The 21382-nt window shown below is 46.4% G+C and carries 21 protein-coding genes; all 21 read right to left on the bottom strand.

Annotation, left to right across the window (positions count from 1 at the left end; all coding sequences use genetic code 11):
* Nucleotide 1: 1 nt before the first annotated feature.
* The 21 genes from nusA to NST83_RS10185 all read right to left on the bottom strand — a co-directional run bounded on the left by nusA (nt 2) and on the right by NST83_RS10185 (nt 21380).
* Nucleotides 2-1099: a transcription termination factor NusA gene (gene nusA, locus NST83_RS10285; RefSeq protein ID WP_137062752.1), complete on the bottom strand. Its 1098-nt coding sequence runs from the start codon at nt 1097-1099 to the stop codon at nt 2-4.
* 101 nt (nt 1100-1200) lie between these two features.
* Nucleotides 1201-1662 (bottom strand): ribosome maturation factor RimP, encoded by a 462-nt coding sequence (rimP, locus tag NST83_RS10280; RefSeq protein ID WP_014281118.1) that lies wholly within the window; start codon nt 1660-1662, stop codon nt 1201-1203.
* Nucleotides 1663-1974: 312 nt separating this feature from the next.
* Nucleotides 1975-6291, bottom strand: coding sequence for a PolC-type DNA polymerase III (locus tag NST83_RS10275; protein ID WP_342417506.1), 4317 nt, complete (start codon nt 6289-6291; stop codon nt 1975-1977).
* Nucleotides 6292-6508: 217 nt separating this feature from the next.
* Entirely contained in the window at nt 6509-7957 is a 1449-nt protein-coding gene (gene proS, locus NST83_RS10270) for a proline--tRNA ligase (RefSeq protein WP_342417505.1), read from the bottom strand.
* A gap of 50 nt (nt 7958-8007) precedes the next feature.
* Complete coding sequence (gene rseP / locus NST83_RS10265) at nt 8008-9279, bottom strand: RIP metalloprotease RseP (RefSeq protein ID WP_342417504.1); 1272 nt, start codon at nt 9277-9279, stop codon at nt 8008-8010.
* A 108-nt stretch (nt 9280-9387) separates the two neighbouring features.
* Complete coding sequence (locus tag NST83_RS10260; protein ID WP_342417503.1) at nt 9388-10527, bottom strand: 1-deoxy-D-xylulose-5-phosphate reductoisomerase; 1140 nt, start codon at nt 10525-10527, stop codon at nt 9388-9390.
* Nucleotides 10528-10609: 82 nt separating this feature from the next.
* A complete protein-coding gene (locus NST83_RS10255) occupies nt 10610-11401 on the bottom strand; it encodes a phosphatidate cytidylyltransferase (RefSeq protein WP_342417502.1) in 792 nt (263 codons plus the stop codon).
* A gap of 17 nt (nt 11402-11418) precedes the next feature.
* Nucleotides 11419-12186 (bottom strand): isoprenyl transferase, encoded by a 768-nt coding sequence (locus NST83_RS10250; protein ID WP_342417501.1) that lies wholly within the window; start codon nt 12184-12186, stop codon nt 11419-11421.
* An 83-nt stretch (nt 12187-12269) separates the two neighbouring features.
* Nucleotides 12270-12824 carry a ribosome recycling factor gene (frr, locus tag NST83_RS10245; RefSeq protein ID WP_137062745.1) on the bottom strand — a complete coding sequence of 185 codons (555 nt, stop codon included), beginning with the start codon at nt 12822-12824 and terminating at the stop codon, nt 12270-12272.
* The gene (pyrH, locus tag NST83_RS10240) at nt 12824-13552 is read right to left on the bottom strand and encodes a UMP kinase (protein ID WP_137062744.1); all 729 of its coding nucleotides are present in this window, start codon (nt 13550-13552) and stop codon (nt 12824-12826) included. Before pyrH ends, frr begins: the two co-directional genes overlap by 1 nt.
* A 122-nt stretch (nt 13553-13674) precedes the next feature.
* A complete protein-coding gene (tsf, locus tag NST83_RS10235; protein WP_014281109.1) occupies nt 13675-14325 on the bottom strand; it encodes a translation elongation factor Ts in 651 nt (216 codons plus the stop codon).
* Nucleotides 14326-14458: 133 nt separating this feature from the next.
* A complete protein-coding gene (rpsB, locus tag NST83_RS10230) occupies nt 14459-15157 on the bottom strand; it encodes a 30S ribosomal protein S2 (protein WP_013309916.1) in 699 nt (232 codons plus the stop codon).
* Nucleotides 15158-15415: 258 nt separating this feature from the next.
* Nucleotides 15416-16063, bottom strand: coding sequence for a peptidase (locus NST83_RS10225; protein ID WP_342417500.1), 648 nt, complete (start codon nt 16061-16063; stop codon nt 15416-15418).
* The gene (locus NST83_RS10220; protein ID WP_342417499.1) at nt 16060-16686 is read right to left on the bottom strand and encodes a hypothetical protein; all 627 of its coding nucleotides are present in this window, start codon (nt 16684-16686) and stop codon (nt 16060-16062) included. The genes NST83_RS10225 and NST83_RS10220 overlap by 4 nt, the downstream gene beginning before the upstream one ends.
* A gap of 41 nt (nt 16687-16727) precedes the next feature.
* The gene (locus NST83_RS10215; RefSeq protein ID WP_342417498.1) at nt 16728-17048 is read right to left on the bottom strand and encodes a hypothetical protein; all 321 of its coding nucleotides are present in this window, start codon (nt 17046-17048) and stop codon (nt 16728-16730) included.
* 76 nt (nt 17049-17124) lie between these two features.
* Nucleotides 17125-18534, bottom strand: coding sequence for a FapA family protein (locus NST83_RS10210; protein WP_342417497.1), 1410 nt, complete (start codon nt 18532-18534; stop codon nt 17125-17127).
* Nucleotides 18535-18579: 45 nt separating this feature from the next.
* Nucleotides 18580-19368 (bottom strand): FliA/WhiG family RNA polymerase sigma factor, encoded by a 789-nt coding sequence (locus tag NST83_RS10205; protein ID WP_134910108.1) that lies wholly within the window; start codon nt 19366-19368, stop codon nt 18580-18582.
* A gap of 5 nt (nt 19369-19373) precedes the next feature.
* Complete coding sequence (locus tag NST83_RS10200) at nt 19374-19796, bottom strand: hypothetical protein (RefSeq protein ID WP_137062738.1); 423 nt, start codon at nt 19794-19796, stop codon at nt 19374-19376.
* A 2-nt stretch (nt 19797-19798) separates the two neighbouring features.
* A complete protein-coding gene (locus NST83_RS10195; protein WP_025684946.1) occupies nt 19799-20296 on the bottom strand; it encodes a chemotaxis protein CheD in 498 nt (165 codons plus the stop codon).
* A complete protein-coding gene (locus tag NST83_RS10190; RefSeq protein WP_044644853.1) occupies nt 20289-20915 on the bottom strand; it encodes a chemotaxis protein CheC in 627 nt (208 codons plus the stop codon). Before NST83_RS10190 ends, NST83_RS10195 begins: the two co-directional genes overlap by 8 nt.
* A gap of 3 nt (nt 20916-20918) precedes the next feature.
* Entirely contained in the window at nt 20919-21380 is a 462-nt protein-coding gene (locus NST83_RS10185) for a chemotaxis protein CheW (protein WP_014281101.1), read from the bottom strand.
* Between the last annotated feature and the right edge of the window lie 2 nt (nt 21381-21382).

Genomic DNA, 21382 nt, shown 5'->3' with positions numbered 1-21382 from the left:
TTTAATCTACAGAAACGGAATCCTGATGCATTTCATCGGTGGATGTTCTCGGTCTACCGAGTTCTTCCTCCGCCTGCGTTTCGCTCTTGATATCAATTTTCCAGCCAGTAAGCTTGGCAGCAAGGCGGGCATTTTGCCCTTTGATACCAATGGCCAGAGAAAGCTGATAATCCGGCACGATGACACGAGCCATTTTTTCTTCTTCAAACACCTGCACCTCAAGCACCTTGGACGGGCTCAACGCATTAGCCACATACTCGTCAACATTATCGGAATAACGCACAATGTCTATTTTTTCACCACGCAACTCATTCACAATCGTTTGCACCCGCGTTCCCCTCGGTCCTACACAAGAACCGACCGGATCTACCTCGGCATTACGGGAATGAACTGCGATTTTAGAACGGAAGCCTGCTTCACGCGCTACAGAACGAATCTCGACGACACCGTCAAAAATTTCCGGCACCTCGAGTTCGAACAAACGCTTAAGCAGACCTGGATGTGAACGGGACAACATGATTTGTGGCCCTTTGGTCGTATTCTCTACCTTGGTAATATAAGCCTTAATCCGGTCCAGATGACTGAATTTCTCATTAGGCATCAACTCGCCCAACGGGAGAACCGCCTCCACCTTACCCAGATCAATATAAATATTACGCGGGTCTTGACGTTGTACCGTCCCTGTTACAATATCCTCTTCCTTGTCCACAAACTTGTTGTAGATCAATCCCCGCTCCGCTTCACGGATACGTTGGGTTACGACCTGCTTTGCTGTTTGTGCAGCAATCCGTCCAAAATCACGAGGAGTAACTTCAATTTCAGCAATATCCTCCAGCTGAAAATTCGGGTTAATCTCACGAGCCGCTGGCAACGAAATCTCGGTGCGAGGGTCCAATACCTCCTCAACAATCAGCTTGCGGGCATATACCTTAATGACACCCGAGTTGCGGTTCATATCGACACGCACGTTTTGTGCGGTGTTGAAATTCCGTTTGTAGCTGGAAATCAAGGCTGCTTCAATGGCCTCAAACAGCACATCCTTGCTGATCCCCTTTTCCCGTTCCAACTCGTTCATTGCTTCAATAAAATCCATACTCATGGATTACTGCTCCCCCTTTCAAATGATGCACCTGCGTCCTGGTCGGCACACGAGGCAAAAAAACATGAAGTCCATGTCAAACAGCAACGGTCAAATCCGAATTAAAATATGATCGCGAGCCTGGCTCCAGCCACCTTGTCATAAGGTATGGCATGCTTCTTTTGTCCGCTCTGAACGGTAAGTTCCCCATCTTCAAAAGAAAGCAAACGACCTTCAAATTCCTTCAGGCCGTTGATCGGCTCGTATGTAGTAACAAATACATTTTTGCCTACCGCTTTGGTTACGTCTTCCGCTTTTTTTAGCGGTCTTTCAGCGCCTGGTGAAGACACCTCCAGAAAATATGCTGTAGAAACAGGGTCGTTTTCGTCCAGCTTTTGACCCAAGTATTCACTGATCATACTACAGTCGTCCAGATCAATTCCCCCATCTTTGTCCACAAAAACGCGAAGAAACCAATTGCTGCCCTCTTTGACATACTCGACATCGACCAGTTCAAAACCATGCTCATCGAGATAAGGTTGGGCCATTTCTTCTACTACTGACTTGATCTTTGGTGTGCTCAAAGATTATAACCTCCAAAAGTAAACTTTCCTGTGGTGAAAAAGAGACGCCCCATTGCCATGGACAATGCTTCTCCATCACCGGCATTTTCCATTTTCATTTGATGTAATGTTCATTTTGGGCTCACTGCAAATAAACCGGCGTACCGGTTCCTGCCCAAAAATCGTCTTTTCACGTTGTAACTGTATATCAAACAGTAAAGAGTGGGTTTCCCCACTCTTTAAGCAACGGTTTTATCTCCATGATTACCAAAAAAATTATAACATAACCGTAGTTATGTGACAAGTGCCAGAGCTTGACTACTGGGATTCCAATTAAAACAGAGACAACTGATTACTCTCCGGCAGTCCGCGGAAACAGCCCATCTGGGACAGCATTTCGACAATCGTTTTACTAGCCTTTGATTTTTGCTGAAAATCCTCGACAGACAAAAATTCACCCTGCTCACGGGAGGCTGCGATGTTACGCGCCGCGTTGTCACCAATCCCCTGAAGCGCCCCGAACGGAGGAATGAGTGAATCTCCGTCTACCTTGAAGCGCGTAGCTTCGGAACGATACAAATCAATCGTCTTGAAACTGAAACCGCGAGCCGTCATTTCCAGCGCCATTTCCAGGATCGGAAGCATCCCTTTTTCCTTAGGCGGAGCCTGAAAACCGAGCTGCTCGATTTCGACAATTTTCCGTGCGATGGCATCATACCCCTGACAACACAGCTCAATATCAAAATCGGCTGCGCGTACCGAGAAATAGGTCGCATAATATTCAATCGGATAATACAGCTTGAAATAGGCGGTCCGGACTGCTGAAATAACATAGGCTGCGGCATGCGCCTTTGGAAACATGTACTGGATCTTGAGACAGGAATCAATGTACCATTGCGGAACCTTACATTTTTTCATTTCCTCGATCCATTCCGCACTAAGCCCTTTACCTTTACGCACGCTCTCCGTAATTTTAAAGGCCAGACCTGCATCCATCCCCGCCTTGTAAATCAGGAACAACATGATATCATCCCGGCAACCAATTACGGTTTTAATATTGCAGGTATTGTTCTTGATCAAATCCTGCGCGTTACCCAGCCATACGCCCGTACCATGAGACAGACCCGATATTTGCAGCAAATCGGCAAAAGAACTCGGCTGTGATTCCACTAGCATCTGACGCACAAACTTGGTCCCCATCTCGGGTACACCATAGGTTGCGACAGGAGTGCGGATCTGCTGCGGCGTTACGCCAAGCGCCTCTGTGGAATTGAACATGCTCATAACCTTCGGATCATTCATCGGAATTGTCGTTGGGTCGACTCCGGTCAAATCCTGAAGCATTCTCATCATGGTCGGATCATCATGGCCCAGAATATCAAGCTTGAGTAAGTTCGCATCAAAAGCATGATAATCAAAATGCGTCGTTTTCCACTCCGAGCTCGTATCATCAGCCGGGAATTGTACCGGCGTAATGTCCTCGACCTCAATATAATCGGGAACGACGACGATCCCACCCGGATGCTGTCCGGTGCTGCGTTTGACGCCCGTACAGCCGGAAGCCAGCCTGTTCAGCTCGGCCCCACGCCATTTTTTATGATGCGCCTCTTCATATTTCTTCGCAAAGCCAAAGGCTGTTTTCTCCGCAACCGTACCGATGGTTCCAGCACGGAATACACTTTTCTCACCAAACAGTACTTTCGTATAATTATGTGCGACTGGCTGATATTCCCCGGAGAAGTTCAAGTCAATATCGGGAACTTTATCTCCCTTAAACCCAAGAAACGTTTCAAACGGAATATCCTGTCCCTCACCCTTCAGCTTGCCACCGCATTGCGGGCAGTTTTTGTCAGGCAAGTCAAATCCGCTCGGCACACTGCCATCCAAAATCCATTCGCTATGTCTGCATTCAGGATTACCGCAAATATAATGTGCAGGCAGTGGATTAACCTCGGAAATACCGAGAAAGGTAGCCACCACAGAAGATCCAACAGAACCCCGCGAACCTACCAGGTATCCATCCTGATTGGACTTTTTAACCAGTCGCTCGGAAATGAGATAGTTGGCAGAGAAACCGTATTTAATAATCGGCTCCAGTTCTTTTTCAAGACGGGCTACGACCACCTCGGGCAATTCCTCACCATAAATGGATTTAGCCGTCTCGTAGCAAGTATTGCGGATTTCCTCGTCTGCCCCATCCAGCAAAGGCGTGAACAGCTTGTCAGGGAACAGCTCCAGTTCCTCAAACCGCTCCGCCAGCTCGCTGGTATTCTTCACAACGACTTCATAGGCTTTCTCCTCGCCCAAAAACTCGAATTCTGCCAGCATTTCGTCTGTCGTGCGCAAATGCGCATCCGGTTTCCGGATATCTTTTAACGGGCTAAAGCCAGTAATTCCATGTATCGTGATATCACGGTACAGCTTATCACGCGTTTCCAAATAGTGAACATTGCCTGTAGCAATAACGGGCTTATCGAGCCGCCGCCCAATTTCGCATACTTTACGAACTGCCGTTTTCAGAGCATCAGGGCCACTTACCAGTTGTTTTTCCACCAAATGCATGTACATGGTTAAAGGTTGGATCTCCAGCACATCATAAAACTGTGCAATTTCCTCGGCTTCCTCCTCCGACTTGTTCAGAACTGCCTCGAAAAACTCTCCCTTTTCGCAACCTGAAATAATAAGCAGCCCGTCTCTCATCTCTGACAATTTCGATTTAGGAATACAAGGGACACGCTTAAAATATTCGGTATGTGACATTGAAACCAGCTTGTACAGATTTTTTTTGCCAATCGGATTAAGCGCATAAATGCAGCAATGGAAAGGACGAACGGTCGATAAATCCTTACCAACATAGTCGTTCAAGCGGTCGAGCATTTTCATACCTTTAATTTGTTCCGCATCATTCAAAAGTCCATTCAACACTTCCGTTAGCGCAACTGTATCATCAATGGCCCGGTGATGGCTTTCGAGCGCAACCTTGTATTTGGTAGTCAATGTGTTCAGACGATGATTTTTCATCGTTGGAAACAGCAAACGGGCTAATTCCAGTGTATCCAGTACCGGGTTCGTCATCTCAGGCAATCCCATATTCCTAAGCGTAGCCTGAATAAAACCGACATCAAATCGCGCATTATGGGCAACCAGTACAGCATCGCCAGCAAAAGCCACAAACTCCTTCATAACGGGCTCCACATCCGGTGCATCCTTGACCATTTCATCGTTAATGTTGGTCAGTTGCTGGATATTGTACGGAATACGCTCATGCGGATTTACAAAGGTAGCATAACGGTCTATCTCTTTACCCTCATGCATCTTGACAGCAGCAATCTCAATAATTCTATTTTGTGTGACTGACAGACCAGTGGTTTCAATATCAAAAACGACATAAGTCGCTGTTTTCAAATTAAGCGGCTGTGCCTGCATCACAACCTCAACCGCATCGTTGACCACATTGGCCTCGATACCATAAATCATTTTAATTCCGTTTTTCTTGGCGGCCTTAGCGGCATCGGGATAACATTGCACTCCACCATGATCAGTGACCGCAATCGCCTTGTGCCCCCACTTGGCGGCCGTTTTAACATACTGATCAATGGAGCTTACAGCATCCATCGCGCTCATCTTCGTGTGAAGGTGAAACTCAACCCGTTTTTCCTCTGCATTATCTTTACGGGAAGGAGGAGCCTGCACCTCTACCAGATCAGAAGGAATCATAACCAGCTCAGGAATTTGCATAAAACGATCATATTCGACGCGGCCGCGGACCTTAACCCATTTTCCGTTAGCCAGCAAGCTGAGAATTTTTAGATCTTCTTTTGTTTTGGCAAACATTTTCATTTGCAGCGAATCACTAAAATCAGTCAAATAATAAGTGAACAATGTACTGCCATTGCGCAACTCTTTACTATCGAGACCGAAAATCGTTCCCTGTAACGTGACTTTCTTCTCTTCATCCTGAATTTCTTGCATCGGAACAGGCGGCTCCTTGATGTCATAGCCAAATTGAAGCCGTACATCTCCTTCCTCTTCATCCAGAGGCGGCATTTCTGATTCCATGCTTTCCATCATCTGCTGAATAACTTCACGTTCTTCCTGCATCTTTTTCTCTTGGAATTGCTGCAAAGCCTCTTGGTTACTTTCACCCACCTGGATTTTAATGCGCATCGAGATACCAAAATATTTATCGTAGAATTTGATGATTGCTTGGTCAATCTGCTTTTTGCGTGCCAGCTCCAGTGACATGCTATCGCTCATCGTCAGCAATAACAGGCCTTCTTCCCACTCATGTACAGCCCGGTTCATCCAGCCGTTCACGGATGGGATTTCACGGTGCACCCATTCCAGAAAAAGCTTCCAGTATTCACTGATGATATCCGCAGACTGAACCTGCTCACTATACCGAAACCGAAAGGTAATTTTAGCGATGTGGTTCATTTTCTCCTGCACCTGAATACAGAAGGCCCGATATACCTGAGCGGGAACCAGTGTTTCCTTGGCGATGATAATATTCCAATCCTTATTGGTACGGCTTATTTCCACCTGCTCAATCCAACCGTCCAGGAAATAAGGTTCCACCACTCCCGCCGGCATCACTACCTGCTTCATCAGCAGTTCCAGCCGTTTTCTCTTTTCTTCAGCTCCGTTCATGGCTCTCCCCTCGTTTTCCATTGACTTAACAACTTTAATCGTACCCAGGATTCCAAATCTACAATTCTGAAAACATGAAAAGCTTCTGCGTCTAAAACATCTCCGACCGCAAAAGCTTTTCGTAGCCCCCTCAATCCTCCACCATAGCAACCTCTTACAATTATGCTCGTTAGCGGAGAGAATGAAGTGAGTATAGTGGTGTAGCTTTACTTCTTTATTAGTACGCCCGTGCGAACACTACAGTATGCTTGGCTGGTTTGCCGCAGCACAGACATGTGGTCTTTTGCTCGGTAGTTTTAAAAGGTATATTGCGGCTTGTAGCGCCTGTCACTTCTTTAACCTTGTCTTCACATTCTTCAGATCCGCACCAGCCTGCCAAAGTAAAGCCGCGTTTCTCTTCCATAAGCGCCTTCATTTCATCCAGCGTATCTACGGAATAGAAGTTTTCATCCATAAAGCTCTTGGCACGATCAAACATTTCCTGCTGTACCTGTGCCAGCATAGCATGGACTTCCTCAGCAAGGTTATCCTGCTGTACAATCTTTTTCTCGCCACTGATACGGGATACGAGCACACAAACGCCATTTTCCATATCACGAGGTCCGATTTCCAGACGCACCGGTACACCGCGCATTTCATATTCGTTAAACTTCCAACCTGGACTCACATCACTGCGGTCGTCCATTTTCACACGTACACCCGCTTGTTTCAGTTCAGCGAACAGTTCATCTGCACGGGCAATAACTGCGTCACGCTTCTTAGGTGGCCCGATAGGAACCATAATGACCTGCGTAGGTGCAACTTTAGGAGGCAAAGCCAACCCCCGATCATCCCCATGGACCATAATCAGTGCACCAATCAAGCGTGTACTTGTTCCCCATGAAGTGGTATGTGCGAATTCCAGATTATTTTCACGACTCAAATATTTAATATCAAAAGCAACGGCAAAATTGGTTCCCATATAGTGAGAAGTCCCTGCTTGCACCGCACGTCCATCCTTCATCATCGCTTCCAGTGAGAATGTATCCTTCGCACCAGCAAATTTTTCAGAAGGTGTTTTTTGTCCGGTAATAACTGGGATAGCCAGTACTTCCTCGATAACCTCACGGTATACTTCCAGCATTTTCATCGTTTCTTCGCGTGCTTCTTCCTCATTTTCATGAGCAGTGTGACCTTCCTGCCACAAAAACTCACTCGTACGCAAGAAAGGAAGCGTGCGTTTTTCCCAACGAACCACGTTGGCCCATTGGTTGATAAGCACTGGCAGATCACGATAGGATTGAATCCATTTGGAGTACATATGACCGATCATTGTCTCTGAAGTTGGACGGATCGCAAGGCGCTCCTCCAGCTTTTCCCCGCCAGCCTCAGTTACCCAAGGAAGCTCCGGGTTAAATCCTTCGACATGCTCTTTTTCCTTCTGGAAAAAGCTCTCGGGAATGAACATCGGAAAATAGGCATTGCGATGACCTGTTTCTTTGAAACGCACATCCATGGCTTCCTTGATATGCTCCCAAATTTCAAAACCGTCAGGGCGGAACACAATACACCCGCGAACCGGGGAGTAATCCATCAGCTCTGCTTTTTTAATAACATCAATATACCATCGAGAAAAATCTTCGCTCTGTGGCGTAATTTCCTCAACAAACTGTTTATCGTTCGACATAGAAACGCATGTCCTCCCATACAGACCCTGTTAAATAAGTCCGTCTCTAATTATCCGTTAATTAATCGTAAAATATCATTATAAGTGACCGCAATCATGAGCAGGAATAGCATGGCAAAACCAACGAAATGGACCATACCTTCCCTACTCGGATCAACTGGACGTCCTCTCACCGCCTCTACACCGAGGAAAACAAGTCTGCTTCCATCCAGCGCAGGAATTGGCAACAGATTAAATATCCCCAAATAAAGACTCATTATAGCAGTCCAATACGTAAGCTGCTCAATGCCCTGCTTGGCAATTTGTCCTGTCACTTCAAAAGTACGTACCGGACCTCCCAGATCATTAATGGAGAAGCGTTGGATAAGCTGACTAAACCCCTGGAAAATAATATCGGTCGTTCGTACCATGGATTGTCCAGCAAATTTAAACGTTTCCCCGACTCCGGCTTGCCGTGTCGGAAGTTCAGGCACGATGCCCACTTTACCACCCTTTTGTCCTTCCATTGCACGAGGTGTAATCGTCAGATCAAAAGTTCTGTTATCACGACGAACAACCCATTTCATCGGCTTGTCTTGGGAATCGGCAATCAGTTTGATCATATTTTCAACGTTTGCCCCAATCGCAACCCCGTTCACCGATTCAATGATATCGCCCTTATGCAAATCAGCTTCAGCAGCAGGCATACCCGCTGTAATGTCACTAATCTGAACATAAGTTGGGTTGTCCACTTGTACGCCGACCATCTGGATATGCAGACCAAACAGAACAAAGGCAAGAATAAAATTCATCAGCGGTCCGGCAAAAATAGCCATAGAACGCTGTCCTACTGTTTTGCTGCCATACTGTCGATCCTTAGGCGCAATCTGGATGGATTGCCCTTTGGTTACCATCATCGCTTGGGGGTGCACCGTATATTGCTGATCTTCGCCATCCACATCCAATTTTACAGTTAGTGCCTGCTCCAGATCAATGTGCTGCACTTCGCCGCGCACCACATTTTTACGGTTATCCAATTGGTCCAAATAAATGGTTTTGACGATACCGTCCGTTACGCGTACAGCAATTGTTTGTCCGGCTTCAATTTCATTGATTTCCGGATCTTCTCCCGCCATGCGGGCAAAACCACCGAACGGCAGCAAACGTAGTGTAAATCGCGTCTCGTTTCTTTTATAAGAAAACAGTTTCGGACCGAAACCGATCGCAAACTCCCGTACCAGAATCCCGGCGCGTTTGGCAAAATAATAATGCCCCCATTCATGCACCGTCACTATGACGAAAAACATGAGCACCGTCATCAAAACTATTCGAATCGTTTCCAATCGTTTCCGTTCCCCTTTCAATGAGATCGAGTTTGTCTTCCTAGATTATCATTATTCTCCGATCCCGCACAAGAGAATCACAATTCGCTTCCCGAACCCAAAGTCAGCTTATATCCCGGCAGCTATGCTGCGAACCTCACGGTCACAGGCTTCAATCGCAGCCAGATCAGGGTTAGTGACATTGACATGCCGTTCCAGTACTTGATCAATAACGGCTTCGATATGCAGAAAAGAAATTTCTCCACGCAGAAAACGGGCAACAGCAATCTCATTAGCCGCATTAAATGCAGTTGGTGCTGTACCACCCATTTTACCACATTCAAAGGCAAGCCTTAAACAAGGAAAACGATTAAAGTCCATTTCCTTAAAATGGAGCCTACCCACCTCAGCCAGTGACAGCGGCTTGGACGGAGACTTCATCCGTTCAGGATAGGTTAAGGCGTATTGGATAGGCACTCGCATATCAGGGTTGCCCAGTTGAGCGACAATACTGGTATCCACAAATTCTACATACGAATGAATGATGCTTTCAGGGTGCAATAGTACGTGAATCTGCTCATAATCAAGTCCGAACAACCAATGCGCCTCAATGACCTCTAGCCCTTTGTTTACCATCGTTGCCGAGTCAATCGTAATTTTGGCACCCATCGACCAATTGGGGTGCTTCAATGCATCTTCTACCGTAACCTCCCGGAGCTGTTCCCTTGTCAAATCACGAAAAGAACCACCTGATGCCGTGAGAGTAATATGTTCCACATCTTTCATACGCTCACCATTCAAGCATTGAAAAATAGCTGAATGCTCACTGTCAATCGGCAGCAACGGCACTCCTTTCGCCCGGGCCCGTTCTGTGACCAGATGACCAGCGGTAACCAGTGTTTCCTTATTGGCCAAACCGATCTGTTTTCCAGCCTCAATCGCGGCCAGCGTGGAGTGCAATCCGACACTGCCCATTACAGCTGTCACAACCATATCTGCATCCGTATTCGCAGCCAGCTCGACGAGTCCTTCATTCCCCCAATGCAGTTCTATTCCGGAAGGCAACAAAGGACGGATTTGCTCCGCCAGTTGCTTGCTGCCTACGGAAACCTTCTTGGGTTGGTATAGATGTGCCTGTTCGACAAGCAACTTTATATTGGAGCCGCCTGCTAAAGCCTCTACGGCAAACTGATCCGGGTGCATAGATACGACATCCAGCGTCTGTGTTCCAATAGACCCGGTTGAACCGAGTACCGTAATTCTTTTCATGAAGCACCTTCCTATCTTGAAAATAACCGTTACTCTGCGGCTAATTTTAACCTGAGCATGAACTGTAACCACCAGGTAAGGGTCATGGAAGCAGCATCAGCATATGTACAATTGGAAAAACAACAATCCAGCTGTCGCAGCGGTCTAATATACCACCGTGCCCTGGCAACAGATTACCGGAATCTTTAATGTCGTACACCCGCTTGTACGCAGATTGGACTAAATCGCCCAATTGACCCACAACTGCACAAAATAAACCGATAACGAAGGCTTTGTCCCACGGCAGCAGCCCTTCTGACAATCCGGCAAATACCAGTGCTGTAGCTAACGCTAAAACAATCCCGCCAATAGATCCTTCGACTGTTTTGTTTGGACTGATCGCAGGCCATAGCTTTGTCTTCCCCGCCATTTTGCCTACAAAATAAGCCCCTGCATCACTTGCCCAAATGCAAGCCAGTAACAGAAAGGTCCATAAGAGCCCATGTTCCATATGACGTGATTCCGCCATATACGAAAATCCGAAGCCTATATAAACGGTACCGAGAAATAGTATGGACACCGTTTGAATTGTAATTTTATTTTTCGTTCCCACCGTAATGATCATAAAAATAATCATCAGCAGCCAAAGCAGAGTTATAGACGGTAATGGTGAGTGCAGACCCAAGGGCTGATAAGGAAATACAAAAGCTAATATTCCTGCATACCCAACTAACGCTGTACCGCCGAAAGGAGATACCCTGGTCATCCGCGCGAATTCATAGAATCCGATTAGGGCCATGGCCAAAATGAGCAAATGGTAGGCCAAGCCGCCCCACAGGACCATCGCCAAAAAAAATACGCCTGCCAAAATACCGGTAATCAATCTCTGTCTCAACGGCCTTCATCCTCCATTTACTTCAGTCCACCGTACCGCCGTGATCTTCGCTGATATTCGACTATTGCTTCGTATAAATGTTCTTTCTTAAACTCAGGCCAATAAATATCAGTAAACCATAGCTCACTGTAAGCAAGTTGCCATAGCATAAAATTGCTGAGTCTTAGCTCACCGCTTGTCCGAATCAGTAGGTCAGGGTCCGGCATACCACTTGAGAGCAAAGATTTCTCAATCAGTTCAGGCGTAATATCTCCGGATTTAAGCTTCCCATCCTCAATTTCACGACCCAACGCTTGCATACATTCAGTGATCTCCAGCCTACTTCCATAATTCAATGCAAAATTAAGAACAAGTCCGGTATTATTTTCGGTTCGCCGTGTCGCTTCAGTCAGCGCATCAACAGTATGAGAAGGCAAATGCTCCTTATTTCCCATCATACGCACTTGTACATTTTTTTCAATCAGCTCATCAAGCTCAATAGCCAGAAATTCTTGCGGCAGCCGCATCAAAAAATCGACTTCATCCTTGGGACGCGACCAATTTTCAGTTGAAAAAGCAAATAAGGTCAAATATTTAATGCCTAGTTCATCCGCAGCAATCGCTGTGCGCTTCACTGCCTTCATTCCATTTTGATGCCCTACAATCCTCGGCATCCCAATCCGTTTGGCCCATCTGCCGTTCCCATCCATTATGACAGCAACATGCTGCGGAATATTGTCTATTGAAATGGCCGGTGTTTGCTGTTTTTGTTCCCCGTTCCACCAAGACCGAACCCGTTTGATCATTCCAGTTCCTCCAGCATTCTCTGAAAATGTGCCTCAGGCTTAAAAGAGACAAACCCCACCGTAAGGGAGGGGCTACCAGTCTCTTATACTTCCATAATTTCTTTTTCTTTTGCAGCCAAAATTTTATCCACTTCGGCAATAAATTTATCGGTTGTTTTCTGGATTTCTTCCTGATACTTGCGGGATTCATCCTCGGAAATATCAGTTTTCTCCATTTTTTTAATATCATCGTTCGCATCGCGACGAATGTTACGAATGGCAACCTTCGCTTCTTCGCCGTTTTTTTTCGTCAGCTTCACCAGATCCGTTCTGCGTTCTTCTGTCAATGCAGGAATACTGAGACGAATAGTATTTCCGTCATTGGAAGGAGTCAAACCCAGATCGGATTTTTGGATAGCACGCTCAATGTCGGCTAGGGAGGATTTATCCCAAGGCTGAATCATCAGAGTCCGGCTGTCCGGTGTATTTACATTAGCTAACTGATTGACCGGAGTCATTGCACCGTAATACTCAACCTGAACGCGATCCAGTAGAGCTGGAGTCGCTCGACCAGCGCGTAAAGATGCAAGATCCCGCTGCAACGACTGAATGGCTTTATGCATGCGCTCTTCAGCGCTCTTTTTAACAGATTGTGGCATTAATTTACACTCCCTTTGACGATCGTGCCAATTTTCTCACCCAACACGACACGTTTAATGTTACCTTGCTCTGTAATAGCAAAGACAATCAACGGAATATTGTTATCCATACACAGCGAGGAAGCCGTAGAGTCCATGACACCGAGATTTTTGTTGAGCACATCCAAATACGTAAGTTGCTCATACTTCTCGGCTGTGCTGTCTTTAAATGGATCAGCTGAATATACGCCGTCCACTTTATTTTTAGCCATCAGAATCACTTCAGCCTCAATTTCAGCAGCACGCAAAGCAGCCGTAGTATCGGTCGAAAAGAACGGATTCCCTGTACCTGCTGCAAAAATAACAACCCGACCTTTTTCCAAATGACGGATAGCTCTACGACGAATGTAAGGCTCAGCAATTTGCTGCATTGCAATAGAAGTCTGCACACGCGTAGGTACTTCAATTTGCTCCAATGCATCCTGCAATGCCAGTGAGTTCATCACCGTTGCCAGCATACCCATATAATCTGCTGTCGCACGGTCAATTCCGTTGGCGCTTCCTGCAATACCCCGCCAAATGTTGCCGCCTCCGCACACGATAGCAACTTCTACTCCCAGTTCAACAACGTCCTTGACCTGCTCGGCGATCGACGCAATTGTATCCGCATCAATACCATAGCCGTTCGAGCCTGACAGCGACTCTCCGCTGACTTTCAGAACTACACGCTTAAACACAGGTTTTTCCAAATGATCACCCTCCAATAGGGACTATATTGTATGTACAGGATAGATGTCCTGTTGCAAGAAAAGGAACACTGATGTGTTCCATTTCTTTGCTCTTTCTGTATGCAATTACCGTTCGTTGGTAATTATTGCTTCACTTGAGACATAACTTCTTCGTAGAAGTTGTCTTCTTTTTTCTCCAAACCTTCGCCCAGTTCAAAACGAACAAAACGACGCAGAGAAATGTTTTCACCAATGGTGCTGATTTTTTCGTTGATGAGTGTGGAGATTGTTTTGTCCGGATCTTTAATGAAAGATTGCTCTAACAGGCAGAACTCTTCATAGAATTTACCGATGCGGCCTTCAACCATTTTCTCAACGATTTTTTCTGGTTTGCCTTCGTTCAAAGCTTGTGCTTTCAGGATTTCTTTTTCTTTTTCGATCTCTTCCTGTGGCACTTCTTCGCGACGAACATAACGAGGGTTTGATGCAGCGATATGCATAGCGATGTCACGCACAAAATCTCTGAACTGGTCTGTTTTAGCTACGAAGTCTGTTTCGCAGTTTACTTCTACCAGTACGCCGATACGGCCGCCAGCATGGATGTAGGATTCAACAACGCCTTCAGTAGCGATACGGCCTGCTTTGTTCGCTGCAGCTGCAAGTCCTTTTTCACGCAGAACTTCAATTGCTTTTGTCAAATCACCGTTTGCTTCTTCAAGCGCTTTTTTACAATCCAGCATTCCTGCGCCTGTTTTTTCACGAAGCTCTTTTACTGCGCTAGCATTAACTGCCATATTAATTCCCTCCAAATTTGATTTTCAGTGGTGTACACAAGCTTTATTCCTTAAAAAAAAGGGTAGTGAGAGGTTATACACCTGCCAACCACCCTTTTCATTTAATTCATATAGGTATTTCCGTAAGGAAATATTATGCTGTAGTTTCTTCGCCTTGGTTTGCTTCCATAACTGCATCAGCCATTTTACCTGTCAGCAATTTAACAGCGCGGATCGCGTCGTCATTACCTGGGATAACATAGTCAATTTCGTCTGGATCGCAGTTTGTATCAACGATACCCACGATTGGAATGCCCAATTTGCGAGCTTCAGCAACCGCAATGCGTTCTTTGCGTGGATCAATGATGAACAGAGCGCTTGGAAGGCCCTTCATGTTTTTGATTCCGCCCAAGAATTTTTCAAGACGATCTTTCTCTTTACGGAGAATGATAACTTCTTTTTTAGGAAGTACAGCGAATGTACCATCTTCTTCCCAAGCTTCCAGTTGTTTCAAACGATCAATACGTTTTTGAATAGTTTGGAAGTTAGTCAGCGTACCGCCCAACCAACGTTGGTTGATATAGAATTGACCAGCGCGTGCTGCCTCTTCTTTAACGGAATCTTGTGCTTGTTTCTTCGTGCCTACGAACAGAATTGTACCATTCTCAGCTGCAATGCTTTTTACGAAGTTGTAAGCTTCCTCAACCTTTTTCACTGTCTTTTGCAAGTCAATGATGTAAATACCGTTTCTTTCAGTGAAGATATAACGATCCATTTTCGGGTTCCAGCGACGTGTTTGGTGACCAAAGTGAACCCCAGCTTCCAAAAGCTGTTTCATGGAGATTACTGCCATCTTCACACACCTCCTAAGTTTGGTTTTTTTGTGTGTCCTCCGCCGAAATCATTTCTCGCAAAGACTTTCCATTTGGAAAGCACCCTTTACAAAATTAATCGACGTGCGTTTTTAACACCGTCAATTAATATACCATAACACCCGCAGCGTTGCAACTAACTTTTCGACAATAGGAGGATAAGCGCGAAAGGGGACTGGTTATTCCCTCCTGTCGAGCTTTTAAGCGAAAAATAATGCCGCCCACTTTCCAGATCACGGTCAGTTGGACGGCTTCTTTGTAATTTTAGTAATGATAGAACCAAAATCCTCACCCTTGGCAAACTCGTAGGTACCGGTACGGATTTTGGTATTGATTTTTTGAGCCTTAGCCTCAGCCTCAAACGCACTGGCATCCGATACGATGCCTGCCTTCTGCAAACCAGATGCCACACTCTTCAGATTGCTTCCGGATGCAATGCGATATTGCACTTGCGGAGTGGATGGCTGTTTGGGGGTATCTGGAGTAGTCGTAGCACTCGAACCTTTAGTTTGTGGCTTATCTGGACTTTGGAGTGAAGATGTGCTTGCTGAAGGCTTAGAAGTAGCCGAAGGCGTTTTGCTGGCAGGAGTCTTTGGTGTCGACGGAATTTGCGCCGCTTCTGCCTTTTTGGGGGCAACCGGTGTTTTATTGCCTTCCTTGATCACCTTGTTACGCCATTCCTCTTCTGTCATCTTCGGATCAGAACTCTCACTTATTTGAAGATTCAGTCTGGCTGCCGCCTCCTCCAATTGCTCACGTGTCATGTTTTTTGGTTCCGCTGAAGACGGCTGCGATTGACCCTGACCGATCATCGCCAATTGCAGCAGTAGTGCGCCTGTAATAAGTCCGGTGCCCATGCCTAGCATGAATGAACGATTTTTGATCACGTCAGGTCCTCCCTTTCCGCCAATTGTAATATGAGCTGTACCTCGCCCCGTTGGATGCCTGATTGCTTAGCAATGTAATCCACCGATTTGCCCTGCTCATACAGCTCGAACAGTTCCTGATAACGCTCACGGATAGATTCCTGCTGAGCTTCAGTCTCAGCCTCTTGCAACGGGGTCTGGTCTTCCACAGCTACAATAGAAGCGTCAGACTGTTCTGCCTGTATGGGAATAACAGTCTGCGCATTGCGGAACTGACCATAAGCTGCCACCGCCTGATGCGGAGTACCTGTATGTAGTTGTACCTCAGATCCAGGCACTGTCTGTGTAGAAATTGAAGCAATCGCAGCTTGGCGTTCTAGCTCCACAATTCGCTTCCGAAGCTCAGCCACTTGCTCCTGCAATGAGGCCTGTTTAACTGCATATTCCTGCTTTATGCCGGATACTAGCTCAATCAGCTCATCATTGCCGTTTTCAATATCGGCCATATATTGCTCCAAGGTGGCCTCAACCTTTTGGACGACGGCCTCTTCTGTTCCCCTGCCTGCCTGCCGCTTCGGCAGCAGCCAGGCGTAGACAACAGCTACGGCGCCCAGCAGAACAATATATATCCATGGTTGATCCACTGCCCATCGTCTCCTTTTATAACGCTACTCGACCTGTCGGATCAGAGCGAAAAATCTATATGATGTCCCTTGTATGGATGCTCTGCAGGATGCTCCTTTGGCAGTTCATTCTCACCGGATCGAGATCGGCTCTGGCCGGAAGTATTACTACCCTGCCCTCCATTTTCCCTCTCACCGACGAATGTTTCGGCAGATTCATCCACCGCACTGCTTCGCTGGCGAATCTTCTCCGTCTCCTGCTCGGTCTTTTGCCCTAACAACGCTTGCTCATTCATCGGACGTTGCTGGTATTCACTTTGATACTTACCCGCTTCACTGGTACGAGGTACGGCGACTTGTAATTCAACAGCTTTCAAGCTCATTGGACCACACCCTTTCCGATTGGGCATCCGTATCTGTTTTCCGAGGAATAAGGAAACTCGTTATCCCTGTGCCAGATTACACGGAGGAGGACATACTGATATCACCCTCATGATAATAAAACGCCATTCTTTCCACCGAATCTTTAATAAATTTTGTATATCTGCCGATAACTATTTTAGAGCCGCCGTAAATAACGTTTTTGACTTCTACCCGCGCGCGGGTTGTATCTTCCAAAGTTCGTTCGATCTCCAGCATTCTTGATTTAGTTTCCAGAAGCTCGTTGTCATTTGATTTTTTAGTAGATGTCAGCTTGATTCGCATCGCCATTCTTTCAGGGGCAAGCTGTCCAGTAGCAGCAAGCTGATCCAGTATGGTGAGCGCCTTATTGGTCTTATCCTGACTGTCTGTTTGTTGCTTCAAACGTGCTCGGAGTTCAGTCAATTCATCTCGAAGCTCCGGTAATACACCTACTTCGATTATAGTGGCCGTAGACATCGTATTACCAATGGTGCGCGCCACCACTTTTTCACCAGCTTGTACACTACCACCTACGATGAGTCCTTTAGCCCCTCCGCAAAGTACATTCTTACTGGCTTTGATCTGGGAATGCATGATGCTTTGGGATACAAGGATATCGCCCCCGGCAATCACGTTACCATCCTGTATAAAGGAGCATTTCACATTTTGCGCAGCTTTCACATACCCCTTATGGTATCCAATAATACCACCACTAATGTCGACTGAGCCTTCCGCATCCAATTCAGCGCCTTCCACACCGCCGATAACACGAATGTCTCCAGCCGCCCGAATACGGAAACCTGTCAGGACATTACCACGAATGACGACGGTTCCAACAAAATCAATGTTGCCGACGCTATAATCCACATCCCCGTTCACTTCATATACGGGAAACACATTGAGCTTACCCTTTTCAGTCGTAGTCACCAATCCATCGATAGCTGCGTACATTGCAACACCTTCTGGATGAACAACTACATTTTTCCCTACTTTAAAACGTGCCTCTTTGCCTGGAAGATATGGAATTTCCTCTCCCGTGACGGCAATACCAGGTACACCCGGCAATGGATCAATCCGCTCGGCAATCAGTTGTCCACGCTTTACATTTTTTAAACGGGTCAATTCTTTATAGTCCACTCGTCCATCCAAGGTTTCGAGCGGCTTACGTGCATCTTCACCAGTCACAACTTCAGCCAAATTAATTTTTCCGTCCTTACCATGAACTGGCGGTGTTCCCTCAGCAATCAGCAATTTGGTGAAGAAATAATCTTCCGATCTTGCCACAAACGAGTAAATCTCATTATTAATCAAACCATGACTTATTTTTTGGCTGCTCAGGAAACGCTCCAATTCTTCTACAGAACAGGAAAAGCCTTCTTCACGTTTAGCAAACTCCAAATAAGCGCTAAGTTTATCGGGTGAGACGACCACTTTTAAATACTGGTCCAAAGCATAGTGCTTCTCCACAGGGGTGCTCCTTCCGTCTAACTGTTACTGTAACCTCCCGTACGTTTAATCTTTACGCATTAGCAGATCCCGCTGTTTGTCCAGTGTTGCCCTCAGCCGCAATATGGCTTTGGAATGTAGTTGTGAAATACGCGAAGGGGAAAGGGACATGACCTCAGCAATTTCACTGAGAGACAAATCCTCGTAATACAATAAAGAAACAACGATACGTTCTTTTTCAGTCAATTTGTCAATGCCTTGTGCAAGGGCATCACGAAGTGTAAATTCATTGACCTTGTGATCCGGATTTTTCGCTTTTTCATCGACTAAAAGGGAAAGTCGTGTCTCCGACTCTTCTTCGCGGATCGGGTCCTCCAGTGAAACGATCGACATAACGGCGACCTCCTGGATCATGGTTTGAAACTCTTTTTCAGAGACGTCCAAATAATGGCTCATCTCTTCGTCACTTACCGTGCGTAAGTATCTCTGCTCCAGATGCTGATAGGCATCCTCAATTTTTTTCGCTTTTTCCCTGACCGAACGTGGAACCCAGTCTCCTTGGCGAAGACCATCCAAAATCGCTCCTCGAACGCGCCAGGAAGCATAAGTCTCAAACTGCAAACCACGTTCATAGTCAAACTTTTCAAGAGCATCAATCAAGCCCATGACACCGTTACTGGCCAGGTCATCCTTAGATACATTTTTAGGCAAACCTACTGCAAGGCGTCCCGACACATACTCCACAATATGGAGGTACTTTTCAATTAGCTGCTTTTTCGCTTCCTTGTCACCGTGTTCTTTCCATTGCTCCCACAGTTCGGAATGGTTTAAATGAGCGGCTTTTCGCTCGTTCATCGGCTTCACCCTCCTTGTTTGTCTGTCAGGTGACGAACGGCCTTGGCCAATTCTTCAGGGTCCTTGTTTGAAACCAGCTTAGGCGGGTTTAAGGGCGCAAAACCGATGTTTTTCCCATCCGTCTGCTCTGGTTTCGGCTTCAACAATTCATTCAGGTTTTCATCTTCGTCTGGTGTCGTCAGGTCCAGATTCCCCCCTACGCCATCCACCTGAGAGCTTGCCCGGCTTTGGGCATTACCCAGATCTGGCCGCGCTACGACACCCAGTGTCCAGCGCAGCACAAATGCAAGCAGGAACCAAAAAACGAAAGCGACCAAGCCACGAATTAAGCTCGTGGTCAGCAGATTGCTGCCAGTGGACAACACAAAAGTCAGAATAAATCCGACTACTCCAGACCAAAGATTAATGCGTAAGCTGCCAAATAACATGATTATAATTCCTTTACACCTTTTTGTACGCTTCGAATATTCAAAACGCCAGTTTCACAGTCCAGCTCAATCGTTCGGCCATAACTACCACCTGTATCCTCCGCAAGCAGAGGAATACCGAGATCTACGAGCATTTCCTTGCATGACTCCACATTGCGCGGACCAATTCGCATGGTGTCCCCACTGCCGGCAAAGGCAAACATTTGCGCTCCTCCTGCCATTTTGGCGACCAGTCTGCGGCGTTCGGCTCCCAATTTCAGCATCCTCTCAAATAGCTCCGGCAACGCGGTATCGGCATATTTGGCGATGTTAAGCTGCCCTTCACGCGCAATGTCTGAGGATGGTAGCATTACATGTGCCATACCAGCCAGCTTTAAATGAGGATCGTAGAGGGTCAATCCGACGCAGGAACCAAGTCCTGTCGTACGAATGGAGTTTGGATTGCTGGTTACGTTCAAGTCTGCCATGCCCACTTTGATGATGCTTTTATCCTCAATCATCGTTCATCGGGACTCCTAACGACCTGAATATTTTACCAAACGATTCTGGATCCGGAATCAGGAAAAATTGACCCTCAATCTGATTCTGCCCCTCCAGAAACGTTGTGTCAATCAACAGGGCTGCATCCCCCATCTGACCAAACTGCAACAATCCGTAGCTGAGAATGGCCCCGGCCATATCCAAAGCTAGTGCGGGAACCGTCGGATACATGGACAACCGGGTGAAATCGGCCAACGAGGACAAGTATGAACCCGCTAAAATATTACCGATTTCAGACAGAGCCGAATGCTCCATTTCGTTAAAGCTGTCCTCATCATCCGAGGGAATATTCGCAAGCCGGGAAAGCAGACTTTTTGCCGCATGGGGTTGCAATATGAAAAAGAGATTACCTGGAGCTTCGCCCTCGACTCTGAAAAATATAGCAACGACAAGCTGCTCATTCCCACCAACCTTTTCGGCAATTTCCTCAAAAGGCAGCATCTGTACTTTAGGTACGCCCATATCAACCGGTTTATTCAGAAGTCGGGAGAGCGCTGTAGCAGCGTTCCCCGAACCAATGTTACCGACTTCCTTCAAAACATCCAACTTGAAATCTTCGAGATTTTCAAGATTTTCCATAAATTAATCCTCTAAGCCTTCCAGTTGGTTCATTTCACTCCGATTCAGCACCTCAGACAAATTCAGCATGATGAGCAAGCGCTCTTCACCGATTTTAGCGACTCCACGCAAATATTTAGCCTTGACTCCGCCAACGACTTCCGGTGGTGTCTCAATGTTGTCGGTATTCAGGTCAATTACATCGTTTGCCGAATCAACGATAAAGCCGACTTGCATCTCACCCACTGCAACGATGATAATCCGGGTTTGATCGGTGTATTCCGCCTCAGACAATCCAAAGCGACCACGCAGATCAATAACGGGAATGACCACGCCTCTCATATTGAATACACCTTTGACAAAATCGTATGTTCTTGGAACACGTGTAATCGGCACCATGCGCTCAATGGATTGGACTTTTTCTACTTCGACACCGTATTCCTCTTCACCAAGTTTAAATACGATAACTTTAATTTCTTCTCCCATGT

Source organism: Paenibacillus sp. FSL R10-2782 (assembly GCF_038592985.1).
Lineage (GTDB): Bacteria > Bacillota > Bacilli > Paenibacillales > Paenibacillaceae > Paenibacillus > Paenibacillus terrae_C.
The sequence above is the reverse complement of the archived record's forward strand: the minus strand, read 5'-3'. Positions and strand labels throughout refer to the sequence as shown.